Raw genomic sequence first — 14,197 nt, forward strand, 5'->3', positions numbered from 1 at the left:
CGCTCGACTTGCATGTGTTAAGCACGCCGCCAGCGTTCGTCCTGAGCCAGGATCAAACTCTCCAACAAAAACTGTGGAAAAAATGTCCCGGCAGTTAAACAACTGCCAAAGGAATCACCCACCGAACCTGAACCCTCCGAAGAAGGAAACAAGCCGGCCGGGGTATTACTTAATTGGCACTGGCTTATCAAGCACCCTGTTGAGTTCTCAAAGAACAACCACACCCGGTCAACTGCCCCGGGGCAACCGCTCAAACTTACCTGGTCGACCTCGCGGCCGCAAGATCTAAGATCTCAACCGCATCGCCCAAGTTTGCCCCACGACTCGAACCCGCTTTCCGGCGGGTGGATCGTGAGAGTGGCCTCGCGGACCGGCCGACGACCACCTGAGTGATCTGCTTGCCCGGTTCCCGCTGGCCTGACTACCTTACCCGGTCGGTTTCGCTGGCGCAAGTTGCCCTGCCCCGCTCCGCCCGAACTTGTTCGTCAAGCTTAACGCCTGCCCGTCGGATTGCCAGTCAAGCGTCGCTTTCGCGCCGTTCGTCCGGGTTTCCCTCGGGCAGAGAGAAAGTTACGCGACCGGGTGCCGCGGATGCAAATCGACCCCCGTGCCCGTCGCTGCGCCGAGACGGCCCGAAACCGCTCCACGCCGTGAAAGAGTGATCCCATGGGAGCTTCCGGGACGCTGGCAGCTGACGTGCTCGTGGACATGATCATGCCCTTCGGACAGTTCCTCATCGGCACGCTTGTGCTGGTCACGCTCGTGGTGTCGACCCGGAAGCTGCTCGAACGGGGCCCGTCACGCATGGGCGGCGCGATGCTCCTGAGTGGTGGGGCGGTCATCGGACTGGCCCTCGTCGGCTACCTCGTACAGCTGTTGTGACGCCGACTACACCCCACTGAACCGACCCTGGCGCCCTGCTCCCACCAGCTGGGGAACACGCGCTAAAGACGACGGTTGGCCAGGCTGGGCAGCTCGGTGCGGATCCGCTCGAGGCGCTCGAGGTCGAGGTCGGCGGTCACGATTCCCACGGTGTCGGGCGCCTGGGCGATCACGGTCCCCCACGGATCCACGATCATGCTGCGGCCGAAACACGTACGGCCGGGGTCGTGGTCTCCGATCTGGCCGGCGGCCACCACGTAGCACTGGTTCTCGATCGCCCGCGCCCGGAGCAGCACCTCCCAGTGGTCGCGACCGGTGTGCATCATGAACGCGGCCGGCACCACCAGGACGCGGGCCTCCCCCTCGACGGCGAGCCGCCGGTACAGCTCGGGGAAGCGCAGGTCGTAACAGATCGAGAGCCCCGTACGGACTCCGGCGATCTCCGCGACCACGGTCTCGTCACCGGGCGCCACCGATCGGGACTCCTGATAGGAGACCCGTCCCGCGATCTCCACGTCGTACAGATGGATCTTGCGGTAGCGCGACACCAGCTCGCCGTGCGGGTCGAAGACCAGCGACGTGTTGTAGGTGCGGCGCTCGTCGGGGCCGCTCTCGTGGAAGGAGCCGGCGTGCACCCAGATGCCGAGCTCGCGGGCGGCGTTCGCGAAGAGCTGCGCGAACTCCCCGTCGGCGCTCTCCGGCTTGGGCGCTGTGTCTCCGGGGCCGAGATAGTCGACGTATTCGGGGAGCACCGCGAGTTCGGCACCGGCGGCGGCCGCCTGTTCCAGCAGGCCGCGAGCCACCCGCAGGTTGTCGTCCCGGTCGGCCCGCGAGTTCACCTGACACACCGCTACGCGCATGTCCGAAGCCTACGGCCTTCAGCGCCCGGCGGCTCTGCCCAGAAGGCCCCGCAGAAAGCGGCGCTGCCCCGGGGCGAGCAAGACCTCGGTCATGATCGGGCCTCGGTCATGACAGCCGGGCCTGCATGGCTTCGGCGAGGGCCTGGAGACCCTTCATCGGACGGATCATCACGGTGAACTCGGTGATCTCGCCGGTCGGGGTCTCCACGAGAAAGTCGCAGCCCTCCAGGTGCTTGTCGCCGATCCGGGCCTTGAACATCAGCGCGTGGGACGAGCCGTCGGCGATCTCGCGGGTGTACTCGAAGTCTTCGAAGACCTGGATCACGGCACGCAGCAGGGGGGCCACCGCGAAACGGCCGCGGTAGGGGGTGAAGACGGCCGGGCTCTTGAACACGACGTCCTCGTGGAGCAGGGCGATGGCGGCTTCGATGTCGCGGGACTCGACGGCGGCACGGAACGGGTGCACGGCTACCCCATATTCAACAAATTGATTAGGTGCGGATTACGCTAACCTCCGGATCCGGGAGGTGTCCAGATGTCACTGCGCCACGCTCTGCTGGCCGCCCTGTCCCAGGGCGAAGCGTCCGGCTACGAGCTCGCCAAGCGGTTCGACGTGGCCGTGGCCGACTACTGGACGGCCACGCCCCAGCAGCTCTACCGCGATCTGGAGCGGCTCGAACAGGACGGTCTGGTCGAGGCCCGGGTGGTCGAACAGACCCGGCGGCCCAACAAGCGGGTGTTCACCATGACCGACGCCGGCCTGGCCGAGCTGCGGGCGTTCGGGGAGCGGCCGTCCAAGCCGCCGGCCATGCGCGACGAATTCCTCGTCAAAGTTCAAGCATCCGACCGGACCGGCGACCCGGCGGCCATCCTCGAGGCGGCCCGAGCCCGGGAGGCACGGTCACGGGAGAAGCTGGCCCGCTACGACCAGTTGCGCGACCGGCTGCTCGAAGGGCGCAGCGAAGAGGACTACCTGCGCGACAGCGACGAGGTCGGTCCCTACCTGACCCTCATGGCCGGCCGCATGTACGAGCAGCTGAACATCGACTGGACCGCAACCGTGATCGCGACCATCACCCACCGACAAGAGCCGGCGGCCGGGTGACCGCCCGCACCCCGACGGCCCGGCCCGCGTCGCGCGGAAACCAGCCACCTGGTGCGGTTGTCGCGCGCGACGCCGCGTACGGAAAAAGAAGCCGCCGCCGGATCCCCCACAGGGACCACGGCGGCGGCTGAAAGGCAAACTACGCCGATTTTTCTTCGCGCTCGCGACGACGGCGGCCGACGAACTCGCGCGGGACGATCGTCGGGTTCACGTTTTCGAGAACGACCTCGCGGGTGATGACCACGCGGGCGGCGTCGGGGTTGCTCGGCACCTCGTACATGACCGAGAGCAACACCTCTTCCATGATCGCGCGGAGACCGCGGGCGCCGGTGCCGCGCAGCATGGCCTGGTCGGCGATGGCCTCGAGCGCGCCGTGGTCGAACTCCAGCTCGACGCCGTCGAGCTCGAACAGGCGCTGGTACTGCTTCACGTACGCGTTGCGCGGCTCGGTCAGGATCTTGATCAGCGCCTCGCGGTCGAGGTTGCGGACCGTGGTGATGACCGGGAGACGACCGATGAACTCGGGGATCAGGCCGAACTTCAGCATGTCTTCGGGCATGACCCGGCTGAAGATGTCGTCCGTGTTCCGCTCGGAGATCGACCGCAGGTGGGCGCCGAAACCGACCCCACCGTGACCGACGCGGGACTCGATGATGCGGTCGAGCCCGGCGAACGCGCCACCGACGATGAACAGCACGTTGGTGGTGTCGATCTGGATGAATTCCTGGTGGGGGTGCTTGCGGCCGCCCTGCGGCGGAACGTTCGCCACCGTGCCCTCGAGGATCTTGAGCAGGGCCTGCTGCACGCCCTCGCCCGAGACGTCGCGGGTGATCGACGGGTTCTCGCTCTTGCGGGCGATCTTGTCGACCTCGTCGATGTAGATGATGCCCTGCTCGGCCCGCTTCACGTCGTAGTCGGCGGCCTGGATCAGCTTGAGCAGGATGTTCTCGACATCCTCACCCACATAGCCGGCCTCGGTGAGCGCCGTGGCGTCCGCGATCGCGAACGGCACGTTGAGCATGCGGGCCAACGTCTGCGCCAGGTGGGTCTTGCCGCAGCCGGTGGGGCCGATGAGCATGATGTTGGACTTGGCCACCTCGACGTCGCTGCCCGCACCGGGGGCGCCGCTCGACTCGGCCTGGATCCGCTTGTAGTGGTTGTAGACCGCGACCGAGAGTGCCTTCTTGGCCTGCTCCTGGCCCACCACGTATTGGTCCAGGAACTGGCAGATCTCCATCGGCTTGGGAAGCTCTTCCCACTTCACCTCGCCGGTCTCGGCCAGCTCCTCTTCAATGATCTCGTTGCAGAGGTCGATGCACTCGTCGCAGATGTAGACCCCGGGGCCCGCGATGAGCTTCTTGACCTGCTTCTGCGACTTCCCACAGAAGGAGCACTTCAGTAGGTCGCCGCCGTCGCCGATCCGTGCCACCTACGTTCTCCTTGAGCTCATCGGCCGACTCAACACCGGCCCCTGCCCTGATCCGAGGACGGTTTGCCTCGTTGCCATCTCATCGTCTGCGGAACCGCGTAACTGAGGCTGCTTCCTCGACGTTACCCGCAAAGGTGCCGTTCTCCGACCCCCCAAAACGGGCGTGTCAGGGGTCGGCCAGTTTAACTCGGCCCGGCCGGCCCCTGACACCATGCCTCAGCCGACCGACTGAAGGCTCTTCTTGCGGCTCGCGAGCACGACATCGACCAGACCGTACTCCTTGGCCTCATCGGCCGTCATGATCTTGTCGCGGTCGACGTCCTTGCGGACCTGCTCCGGCGTGCGACCCGAGTGACGCGAGATCATCTCTTCCATCTGCGTGCGCATACGCAGGATCTCGCGGGCCTGGATCTCGATGTCGGAGCCCTGGCCGTAACCACCCTCGGTGGCCGGCTGGTGGATCAGCACCCGGGAGTGCGGCAGCGCCATGCGCTTGCCCGCCGTGCCGCCGGCCAGCAGGACGGCGGCCGCGCTGGCCGCCTGCCCGAGGCAGACCGTCGAGATGTCGGGGCGCACGTACTGCATCGTGTCGTAGATCGCCGTCATGGCGGTGAAGGAGCCGCCGGGCGAGTTGATGTACATCAGGATGTCGCGGTCGGGATCCGAGCTCTCCAGCGTCAGCAGCTGGGCCATCACGTCGTTGGCCGACGCGTCGTCCACCTGCACGCCGAGGAAGATGATCCGGTCCTCGAACATCTTGTTGTACGGGTTCGTCTCCTTCATCATCCCGTTCGAGGAACGCTCGACGAAGGAGGGCAGCACGTAACGGTTGTGCACCGGCGCGAACCCGGAGGGCAAGGTCAGGTCAGTCATGGTTCAGCTCCTCAGTTCAGCGTTCCGGCGCCCTCGGGAACCTGAGTGGCCCCGGTGATCACCGCGTCGATGAAGCCATAGTCCTTGGCCTCCTCGGCCGTGAACCAGCGGTCACGGTCGGAGTCGGCTTCGATCTGCTCCTGGGTCTGGCCGGTGTGGAACGCGACCCGCTCCTGGAACATGCGCTTCGTGTAGAGCATCTGCTCGGCCTGGATGGCGATGTCGGCGGCCGTGCCACCCATGCCACCCGACGGCTGGTGCATCATGATCCGCGCGTGCGGCAGCGAGAAACGCTTGCCCGGGGCGCCGGCGCAGAGCAGCAGCTGTCCCATCGACGCGGCCATACCCATAGCTACGGTCTGCACGTCGTTGTCGATGAACTGCATCGTGTCGTAGATCGCCATGCCCGAGTAGACCGAGCCACCGGGCGAGTTGATCCAGAGGTTGATGTCGCGCTCGGGGTCCTCGGCGGAAAGCAGCAGCAGCTGCGCACAGATGCGGTTGGCCACCGAGTCGGTCACCTCGCTGCCGAGGAAGATGATGCGCTCACGCAGCAGGCGGTTGAAGACCGAGTCGTCGAGGTTGCCACTGAGGGAATCACCGCGGAGCACGGGGCTCGCGGGGAGATGAAGATCGGTCATGGCAGCCCTTCACAGCTAACTGTGTCGGCCTCAGGTTTCGGGGCCGGCAGGTCGTCCGTCGTACGACCAACCTAACCGGTCGAATGCGCATCAGCTTCCCGCTCGGGCAGGTGTTCGCTGACAGCGCACGCGGGCCGGGATACAAGACCACGATCGCCCCGCCGACGAGGAGACAGTCGATTTTTCGTCGCCGCGGGGTTTGCGGTGCCGGAAAATCGGCTGGCTCCTCGTCGGCCCCGAAGGGGCGATCGTGGTCCAGCTAACTCAGTGGTTGTGACCCGCGTGCTCGTCCTCGCTCGCGGCCCGGAGGTCGTCGAGGGTCAGGACGGTGCCTTCGCTGTCCTTCATCTCGACCTGCTCCATGACCGACGCGAGGGCCTTGCCGCGGCGTACGTCGCCGAACACGGCGGCCGCCGCACCTGACTGCACCAGCTGGTCGTAGTACTGCTGAGGCTGCATCTGGGCCCGCTGCGCGCGGTGCACGATCTCGTGGCCGAACTCGTCGTCGGAGACCTGGACGTCTTCGGCGTCGGCGATCGTGTCGAGCAGCAGCTGGATGCGGACGCCCTCCTCGGCGGCCTCGGTCAGCTCCTGGTCGATCTGCTCCTCGGTCTTGTCCTCCGAGGTGAGGTAGTCCTGCAGGGTCGCGCCGATCCGCTCCAGCTGGTCGGTCATGGCCTGCTTGCGGCCCTCGACCTCGTCCTTCACGACACCCTCGGGGGCGGGGATGCTCGCGGCCTCGACCAGCTGCTTGAGCGCCTCGTCGCGGGCGGCGTAGATCTGCTCGACCTTCTTGACCTTGGTCAGGCGCTCACGCAGGTCGTTGCGCAGCTCGTCGAGCGTGTCGAACTCGCTCGCCATCTGGGCGAAGTCGTCGTCGACCTCGGGGAGCTGCTTGTCCTTGACGCTGCGGACCTTGACCTCGACATCGGCGTCACGACCGGCGAAGTCGCCGCCCACCAGCTGGGTGGTGAACTGCGCGTCGGCGTCGGCGACCAGGCCCACCAGCACCTCGTCGAGACCCGGGAGCAACTGCTTGCTGCCGACCTCGTGCGAGATGTTCGTGGCCGAACCGCCCGGCACCTCCTGGCCGTCGACGGTCGCCTTCAGGTCGAGCTGCACGTAGTCGCCCTCGGCGGCCGGCCGGTCCACGGTCTTCAGCGTGGCGAAACGCTCGCGGAGACCGTTGATCTGCTCGTCGATCTCGTTGTCGCCGATCTCGACGGCCGGGACCGTGACCGAGATGGTCTTCAGGTCGGGGACGGTGATCTCCGGCCGCACGTCGACCTCGGCCGTGAACTTCAGCGGCTCGTTGTCGGAGAACTCGGTGATCTCGACCTCGGGGCGGCCCAGCGTCTTGACGTCGTGCTCACGCACGGCGGCCAGGATCTGCTGCGGGATCGCCTCCTGGACGGCCTCGTTGAGGACCGCGCCACGCCCGACCCGCTGGTCGATGACCGCCGCCGGGATCTTGCCGCGACGGAAGCCCGGCACCTGCACCTGCGCGCCGATCTCCCGGTACGCCTTCTGCAGGCTCGGCTTGAGCTCGTCGAACGGCACCTCGATGGCGAGCTTCACCCGGGTCGGGCTCAGAGTCTCGACGGTGCTCTTCACAGGCGTACTCCTTGTTGCTGCGGAATGTTGGTATCAGTCGGGGTGGCGGGATTTGAACCCACGGCCCCTCGCTCCCAAAGCGAGTGCGCTACCAAGCTGCGCCACACCCCGTGGCGACGGCCAGTGTATGCGGTCCGCTTCCGCACGCGTGCGCTGGAGTCACCTGGTGGGGAATCCGGTTCGCGTCGACGGGAGATGATTCAGTAAGCTATCCCCGACGACCCCGCTCATGGGCGGGTTTGCCGCGGGCGTAGCTCAATGGTAGAGCCTCAGTCTTCCAAACTGATTACGCGAGTTCGATTCTCGTCGCCCGCTCCCTCAGGACCGCTGTGCCCGCGGAACGCTCGGGCCGGGTCGGTCGCCACTCCGACCTGGGGGCCGAGCCCCCAGACCCCCACGTTACGGTCGGTCACCCGCCGTCTATGGGTGCGCTGCGTGAAAAACCCCAGGGCGCCCGTCAGGACTGTCGGCGGCTGACCATGCGGCGTAGCTGGAGTATTCGGGCTGCTGCTACTGCCATGGCGACTATGGCCCCGGCTACGCCTGCGATCAGCAGGGCCAAGGCCACGGGGAACTGGCCGTTCATCCACAGGAAGTTGATGCGGACTGAGGCTGTGTTCTGGGCTATGAAGATGATCAAGAGGATTACCACCAGGACGCCGGCCCAGATGCCGAACCACGCTGCGCCTATTCGGGTGTGCGGGAGCTTGGTTGTGGTGCGTGTGGGTGGGGGTGGGGGCGGCGGGGCGTCGTCCGGCTGTGCGCGTGGAGGAAGCGCGGGGGCATCGTCCAGCGGTGGGAGCTCGTTGGGCGCGGCCGCCGGGGGGCGTGGGGGCAGCTCAGGTGGGGTGCCGGCGGATGACGGGGCCATGTGGGGGTGTTGCCCTGTGTGATCGATCGTTAATCCCACGGTTCGATTTAAGGGTTTCCTAATAGACGGACGTCTAAGCGTCGGACTACGGTCTCCGGCGGGTATCTGGAATGCGTCAAGGCTCCAGAAGCTCCCGGCCGGGGCACCGCCGGCCGAGACGCGCGGCGCCGGGTGGCGGCCCGGCGCCGCGCCCCCTCAACGTCGGAACGACCGGACCAAACCCTGGAACGACCCCACCAAAGACCGGAACGGCCCCACCGAAGATCGGAACGACCGGACCTGAAGCTGGAACGACCCCGCCGAGGCGGGAACGAACCCGCCGCTAGGACGAGCTAACAGCCGTAACGGCCCCACCAAAGGCGGGAACGACCCCATTGGCTTCGCTGCCGCGTAAGAGTTTGCGCTCATGGCGCACGAAAGCGATCTGTCTCGATGGGGGCGGATGAGGGTGGGCGGCGCTAGTCTCGCGCGATGGCTGTGGTCTGGGCTGCGCTTACCGTTGTCGGGGTGGGCATGGTCGTGGTCGCGGTGTGGCCTCGAGGACGGCGCGGGCCGCGTGGTGAGGGCGACGAGCACGACGGGGGCTGAGACCGGGGCTGTCGCGGGGCTGGCACACTTCACGCGTGAGCAACGGGGAGCTGCGGTCGTACAGCCTCGTCGAGCTCGCCGTCGAGCGACTGAGCCGCGAGATCCTGAGCGGCCGGACCGAGCCGGGCGAGCGACTGGTCGAGGAGCAGCTCACGCGCCTGCTCGGAATCAGCCGGGCCCCACTGCGGGAAGCCATGCGGCTGCTGGCCCAGCAAGGGCTGGTCGAACACATTCCGAGGCGCGGCGCCCGGGTGGCGACGCTCTCGGCCGACGACGTGCGCGAGCTGTACGAGGTGCGCGACGTGCTGGAGCGGCATGCCGTGGCCGCGATGCCGCTCTCCCCCGACCTGACCGCGCTGCGGGCCGCGCTCGACGTGATGCGCAAGGCCACCGAGGCCGACGACCGGCTCGAACTGGCGAACGCGCACCGGCAGTTCCACACCGAGGTGGTCGCGCTCGGGGGCAACCGGCAGTTGGCCGAGCTCTACAGCTCGGTGCTGGTGCGCATCCAGCTCTACATGGCGGTCAACATGCGCCGTGAGGCCGAGGTGGCCCGGGCCGAAGACGGCGTGCTCCGGCACGAGCGCCTGTTCTCGGCCGTCGAGAACGGTGACGCGGCGGCGGTCGTGGAGGCCCTGAACGCCCACGGCGCCCGCACTTATCTGAGCTAGGCGAAATCGGCCCGTTACAAAGGGTCGCGGTTCGCGTAACAGAATTGTCGACAATCGACGATGTGGATGTCGAAGCGGTTGTGGCGGCGGTGCGCGAGCGGCCGGACGTGTGGATCAGCGCGTTCGGGGCCGATGAGCTGCGGAAACGGGCACGGGAGGTCGATTCCGGGCTCCCGCTGGCGGGCACGGCGTTCGCGGTCAAGGACAACATCGACGTGGCGGGGCTGCCGACCACCGCCGGGTGCCTGGACTTCGCGTACCGGCCCGAGCGCAACGCGCCGGTGGTGCAGCGGCTGATCGACGCGGGCGCGATCGTGGCCGGCAAGACCAACCTCGACCAGTTCGCGACGGGGCTGACCGGGGCCCGGTCGCCGTACGGGGCTCCGGAAAGCGTCTTCGGCGGCGGTCTCATCTCGGGCGGCTCCAGTTCGGGGTCGGCCGTGGCCGTCGCGGACGGGACCGTGGCGTTCTCGCTCGGCACCGACACCGCGGGGTCGGGGCGGGTGCCGGCCGCGCTCAACGGGATCGTGGGGATCAAACCGACCCGCGGGTTGCTGAGCACCCTGGGTGTGGTGCCGGCCTGCCGGTCGCTCGACTGCGTGTCGGTGTTCGCCCGGGACCTGCCGATGGCCGACCGGGTGATGCGGGTCGCGCGGGGACGCGTACGGGAGGATCCGTGGTCGCGGGAAGGCGCGCGGCCACTCCTCGTCGAGCCGCGTGTGGGCGTACCGGAAAGCCTGGATTTTTTCTCGGACGCGGGGCAGGAAAAGGCGTTCGCGCGGTTCCCGGGTGATGCCACCGTCGACATCGGACCGCTGCTCGAAGCCGGTGACCTGCTCTATCGCGGGCCGTGGGTGGCGGAACGGCTGGCCGATCTCGGGGAGTTCCTGGCCGCGCATCCGGAGTCGGTGCTTCCGGTGACCCGGGCCGTGCTCGAGACGGGCCACGGGTTCACGGCGGCGGACGCGTTCCGGGCCCAGCACCGTCTGCGCGAACTGCGGGCCGCGGCCGATCGGATGTGGGAGCGCATCGACGTGCTCGTGCTGCCGACGATCGGCACCACCTACACACACGCCGAGATCGCCGCGGATCCGATCGGGCGCAACCTCGACCTGGGCCGGTACACGCAGTTCGCGAACCTGCTCGACATGGCGGCGGTGACCGTGCCGAACGGGTTCACGGCGGACGGGCGGCCGGCCTCGGTCACGCTGTTCGGGCCGGCGTTCAGCGACGACACGCTCGCCCTGCTGGCCCGTTCCCTGCCGGTCGACGACACGATGACGCTGGCCGTGGTCGGGCTGCACCTCAGCGGCGAGCCGCGCAACCACGAGCTGGTCGACCGCGGCGCCACCCTCGTCGGCGCCGCCCGCACCGCGCCCTGCTACCGGCTCTACCACCTGCCGTCAGGCGCGCCCGGACTCGTCCGCAGCGATGACGGTTCCGCAGTGGAGATCGAACTCTGGCAGCTCCCCGCCGCGCAGGTCGGCGGATTCCTGGCCGGCATCGCGGCGCCGCTGTCGCTCGGCCGGATCGCCCTGGACGACGGCACCGAGGTCACCGGCTTCCTCTGCGAGGCCTACGCGGCGGCCGGCGCCACCGACATCACCGCCAGCGGCGGCTGGCGCAACTACCGCACGGAAGGACCGCGTTCATGACGGCACGCATCGGCCCGGTGACAGCGAACCCCTACCTCTGGCCGTACGACGGATCGGTGCCCGTGGCGAAGACGGCGCTGATCTGCATCGACTGGCAGACCGACTTCTGCGGCAAGGGCGGTTACGTCGACTCGATGGGTTACGACATCGAGCTGACCCGGGCCGGGCTGCCGGCCACGGCGCGACTTCTCGACCACGTACGGGCGCTCGGCATGCTCGTGATCCATACGCGTGAGGGGCACGACCCGGATCTGTCCGACCTGCCCGCCAACAAGCGGTGGCGGTCGGCCCGGATCGGCGCCGAGATCGGCAGCGACGGACCGTGCGGCCGGATCCTGATCAAGGGCGAGCCGGGCTGGGAGATCGTGCCCGAGGTCGCCCCGGCGCCCGGCGAGGTGATCGTCGACAAGCCGGGCAAGGGCGCCTTCTATGCCACCAACCTCGACCTCGTGCTGCGGACGCACGGCATCACGCACCTGATCCTGACCGGGATCACCACCGACGTCTGCGTGCACACGACGATGCGCGAGGCCAACGACCGCGGTTACGAGTGCCTGATCCTCAGCGACTGCACGGGCGCCACCGACCCGGACAACCACACCGCCGCGCTGCACATGGTCACCATGCAGGGCGGTGTCTTCGGCTGCGTCGCCACTTCGGACGACGTGATAGCGGCAACCACAGGGAAGTGATCCCATGCCCTCGGTAGACGCCAGACCATCCACCTTCACCTTCGAGCTCGACAACGTCGCCCTGCTCGTCATCGACATGCAGCGCGACTTCCTTCTTCCCGGCGGCTTCGGCGAGAGCCTGGGCAACGACGTGTCCCAGCTCAGTCGCGTCATCGAGCCGCTCTCCGCCCTGATGGCGGCCTGGCGCGCACAAGGGCTGCCGATCATCCATACCCGCGAGGGCCACCAGCCCGACCTGTCCGACTGCCCACCGTCGAAGCTGGCGCGCGGCGGCATCGGCGAGCAGGGCGCGTTCGGCCGCATCCTCATCCGGGGCGAGTACGGCCACGACATCGTCGACGAGCTGGCGCCGCTCGCGGGCGAACCGGTCGTCGACAAACCCGGCAAGGGCGCGTTCTACGCCACCGAGCTGCAGGAACTGCTCGAGAAGGACAACATCCAGAAGCTGGTCGTCACGGGGGTCACGACCGAGGTGTGCGTGCACACGACGGTCCGTGAGGCGAACGACCGCGGCTACGACTGTCTCGTCCCGGCCGACTGTGTCGGCTCCTACTTCCCGGAATTCCAGCGGGTCGGCCTGGAGATGATCGCCGCGCAGGGCGGCATCTTCGGCTGGGTCGCCGACTCCCCCACCGTGATCGCTGCCCTCCAGGAGCAGAAATGACGACCAATTCCGTAACCAAGCTTCCCTACTGGGTGCGCGGGGACACGAACGCCTTCTTCGGCTTCGGCGTCAACGTGCTGGTCAACGTTCTCACCCTGACCGGACTCTGCATCGGCGTCATCAAGATGCCGGCCTCCGACGTCTTCGGCGTCATACTGCCCGCGCTGGGTGTCGCCCTGGTCGCCGGCAACATCTACTACACGTTCCTGGCCCGCCGCCTGGCCGCCAAGGAAGGTCGCAGCGACGTCACGGCCATGCCGTACGGCCCGAGCGTGCCCCACATGTTCATCGTGATCTTCGTGATCATGTTGCCGATCTATCTGACCACCGGGAACCCGGTGCAGGCGTGGACGGCCGGTATCGCGTGGGCGTTCATCATCGGCATCATCGTGCTGATCGGCGCGTTCGTCGGGCCGTACATCCGCAAGTACACGCCGCGAGCGGCGCTGCTCGGCACCCTGGCCGGCATCTCGATCACGTTCATCTCGATGAACCCGGCCGGCAACATGTGGAACTACGCCTGGATCGCGCTGCCGGTCTTCGGGCTGCTGCTGATCGGCCTGCTCACCGATGTGAAGCTGCCGTTCAACTTCCCCATCGGCCTGGCCGCGCTGCTGGTCGGCACGGCGATCGGCTGGATCGGCGGCGCCATGTCGGTGCCCGACGTGACCGCGGCCGCCCGGGACATCGCGTTCGCCTTCCCGCACCTCAAGTTCGACCTGCTCCTCGACGGCCTGTCGGACATGGCGCCGCTGCTGGCCACCGCCATCCCGCTCGGCGTCTACAACTTCACCGAGGCGATGACCAACGTGGAGAGCGCGGCCACCGCCGGTGACCGGTACAACCTGCGGAGCGTGCTGCTGGCCGACGGCGCCGGCGCGGTGATCGGTTCCTGCCTCGGCTCGCCGTTCCCGCCCGCCGTCTATGTCGGGCACCCCGGGTGGAAGGCGGCCGGCGGCCGTACGGGCTATTCGATGGCGACCGGCGTGGTGATCGCGCTGCTGTGCTTCTTCGGGTTGTTCGGCCTGCTCGGGTCGATCTTCCCGACGGCCGCGATCGTGCCGATCCTGCTCTACATCGGGCTGCTGATCGGCGCCCAGGCGTTCCAGGCCACCCCGCGGGCGCACGCGGCGGCGGTGGTCGCGGCGCTGATACCCAACATCGCGTCGTGGGCCACGGGCCAGATGGACAACGTGCTCTCGGCCGCCGGCACCACCGCGAGCGACGTCGGCATCGGCGCGCTGGCCGGGGCGGGCGTGGTCTACGACGGCCTGAAGACGCTCGGCGAGGGCGCGATCCTGGCCGGTCTGGTGCTCGGGGCGATCGTCGCCTTCATCATCGACAAGCGGTTCTGGCACGCGGCGATCTTCGCGGGCTCGGGGGCGGTGCTCAGCTTCATCGGCCTGATCCACGCCGAGAAGGTGCAGTGGAACGCGGACGGGCAGGTGTCGCTGGGCTACCTGTTCCTCACCGTGGTGTGCGTGCTGTTCGCGCTGACCCGGCCGACGCCGCGAATTCCGGACGCGGCCGAGATCGAGCTGATGCGCGAGGAGGGAGCCGAGGCGGGAGTGCCGGCTCCGCGTGAGAAAGAACCGGCCGTCTCGCAGTAGTGAACCGAGCAGTGGTGAATCGAGGGGGCGGTGACGAGCCGC

14 protein-coding genes, 2 tRNA genes and 1 rRNA gene are annotated in these 14,197 nt (G+C 67.9%); 8 read left to right on the forward strand and 9 right to left on the reverse strand.

Annotated elements, in window-relative coordinates; all coding sequences use genetic code 11:
• Positions 1-68: ribosomal RNA gene (locus tag JIG36_RS49270) — 16S ribosomal RNA — on the reverse strand; the annotation flags it as partial.
• A 598-nt stretch (positions 69-666) separates the two neighbouring features.
• Between JIG36_RS49270 and JIG36_RS49275 the strand changes: the two genes are divergently transcribed.
• Positions 667-882 carry a hypothetical protein gene (locus tag JIG36_RS49275; protein ID WP_203383870.1) on the forward strand — a complete coding sequence of 72 codons (216 nt, stop codon included), beginning with the start codon at positions 667-669 and terminating at the stop codon, positions 880-882.
• A 62-nt stretch (positions 883-944) separates the two neighbouring features.
• Here the strand turns inward: JIG36_RS49275 and JIG36_RS49280 are convergent, their stop codons facing one another.
• Positions 945-1,742, reverse strand: coding sequence for a carbon-nitrogen hydrolase family protein (locus tag JIG36_RS49280; RefSeq protein ID WP_203383871.1), 798 nt, complete (start codon positions 1,740-1,742; stop codon positions 945-947).
• A 106-nt stretch (positions 1,743-1,848) separates the two neighbouring features.
• Positions 1,849-2,208, reverse strand: coding sequence for a nuclear transport factor 2 family protein (locus JIG36_RS49285; protein ID WP_203383872.1), 360 nt, complete (start codon positions 2,206-2,208; stop codon positions 1,849-1,851).
• Between the two features lie 69 nt (positions 2,209-2,277).
• Here JIG36_RS49285 and JIG36_RS49290 point away from each other — a divergent pair, with 69 nt between their 5' ends.
• The gene (locus tag JIG36_RS49290; protein ID WP_203383873.1) at positions 2,278-2,847 is read left to right on the forward strand and encodes a PadR family transcriptional regulator; all 570 of its coding nucleotides are present in this window, start codon (positions 2,278-2,280) and stop codon (positions 2,845-2,847) included.
• Between the two features lie 139 nt (positions 2,848-2,986).
• Here JIG36_RS49290 and clpX read toward each other — a convergent pair whose 3' ends face one another.
• The 5 genes from clpX to JIG36_RS49315 form a co-directional block, all read right to left on the reverse strand.
• A complete protein-coding gene (gene clpX / locus JIG36_RS49295) occupies positions 2,987-4,276 on the reverse strand; it encodes an ATP-dependent Clp protease ATP-binding subunit ClpX (RefSeq protein WP_203383874.1) in 1,290 nt (429 codons plus the stop codon).
• A gap of 216 nt (positions 4,277-4,492) precedes the next feature.
• Positions 4,493-5,149 carry an ATP-dependent Clp protease proteolytic subunit gene (locus JIG36_RS49300; protein ID WP_203383875.1) on the reverse strand — a complete coding sequence of 219 codons (657 nt, stop codon included), beginning with the start codon at positions 5,147-5,149 and terminating at the stop codon, positions 4,493-4,495.
• Between the two features lie 11 nt (positions 5,150-5,160).
• Positions 5,161-5,790, reverse strand: a complete 630-nt coding sequence (locus JIG36_RS49305) for an ATP-dependent Clp protease proteolytic subunit (protein ID WP_203383876.1) — start codon at positions 5,788-5,790, stop codon at positions 5,161-5,163.
• 264 nt (positions 5,791-6,054) lie between these two features.
• Positions 6,055-7,404 (reverse strand): trigger factor, encoded by a 1,350-nt coding sequence (gene tig, locus JIG36_RS49310; protein WP_203383877.1) that lies wholly within the window; start codon positions 7,402-7,404, stop codon positions 6,055-6,057.
• Between the two features lie 37 nt (positions 7,405-7,441).
• Positions 7,442-7,515: transfer RNA gene (locus tag JIG36_RS49315), tRNA-Pro, on the reverse strand.
• A 133-nt stretch (positions 7,516-7,648) separates the two neighbouring features.
• On the opposite strand from JIG36_RS49315, the gene JIG36_RS49320 reads away from it, so the two are divergent.
• A tRNA-Gly gene (locus tag JIG36_RS49320) sits at positions 7,649-7,719 on the forward strand.
• A 142-nt stretch (positions 7,720-7,861) separates the two neighbouring features.
• On the opposite strand, the gene JIG36_RS54730 is transcribed toward JIG36_RS49320, so the two are convergent.
• The gene (locus JIG36_RS54730) at positions 7,862-8,275 is read right to left on the reverse strand and encodes a LapA family protein (RefSeq protein ID WP_369076891.1); all 414 of its coding nucleotides are present in this window, start codon (positions 8,273-8,275) and stop codon (positions 7,862-7,864) included.
• 623 nt (positions 8,276-8,898) lie between these two features.
• On the opposite strand from JIG36_RS54730, the gene JIG36_RS49330 reads away from it, so the two are divergent.
• The 5 genes from JIG36_RS49330 (at position 8,899) to JIG36_RS49350 (ending at position 14,155) form a co-directional block, all read left to right on the forward strand.
• On the forward strand, positions 8,899-9,534 hold the full coding sequence (locus JIG36_RS49330; RefSeq protein ID WP_203383879.1) for a GntR family transcriptional regulator: 636 nt from the start codon (positions 8,899-8,901) through the stop codon (positions 9,532-9,534).
• Between the two features lie 62 nt (positions 9,535-9,596).
• Entirely contained in the window at positions 9,597-11,189 is a 1,593-nt protein-coding gene (locus tag JIG36_RS49335) for an allophanate hydrolase (protein ID WP_307873235.1), read from the forward strand.
• Positions 11,186-11,881: a biuret amidohydrolase gene (biuH, locus tag JIG36_RS49340; RefSeq protein ID WP_203383880.1), complete on the forward strand. Its 696-nt coding sequence runs from the start codon at positions 11,186-11,188 to the stop codon at positions 11,879-11,881. Before JIG36_RS49335 ends, biuH begins: the two co-directional genes overlap by 4 nt.
• A gap of 4 nt (positions 11,882-11,885) precedes the next feature.
• Positions 11,886-12,545 carry a cysteine hydrolase family protein gene (locus JIG36_RS49345; protein WP_203383881.1) on the forward strand — a complete coding sequence of 220 codons (660 nt, stop codon included), beginning with the start codon at positions 11,886-11,888 and terminating at the stop codon, positions 12,543-12,545.
• Entirely contained in the window at positions 12,542-14,155 is a 1,614-nt protein-coding gene (locus tag JIG36_RS49350) for a SulP family inorganic anion transporter (protein WP_203383882.1), read from the forward strand. The genes JIG36_RS49345 and JIG36_RS49350 overlap by 4 nt, the downstream gene beginning before the upstream one ends.
• Positions 14,156-14,197 lie beyond the last annotated feature (42 nt).

The sequence above is a fragment of the Paractinoplanes ovalisporus genome (assembly GCF_016834655.1).
GTDB lineage: Bacteria > Actinomycetota > Actinomycetes > Mycobacteriales > Micromonosporaceae > Actinoplanes > Actinoplanes ovalisporus.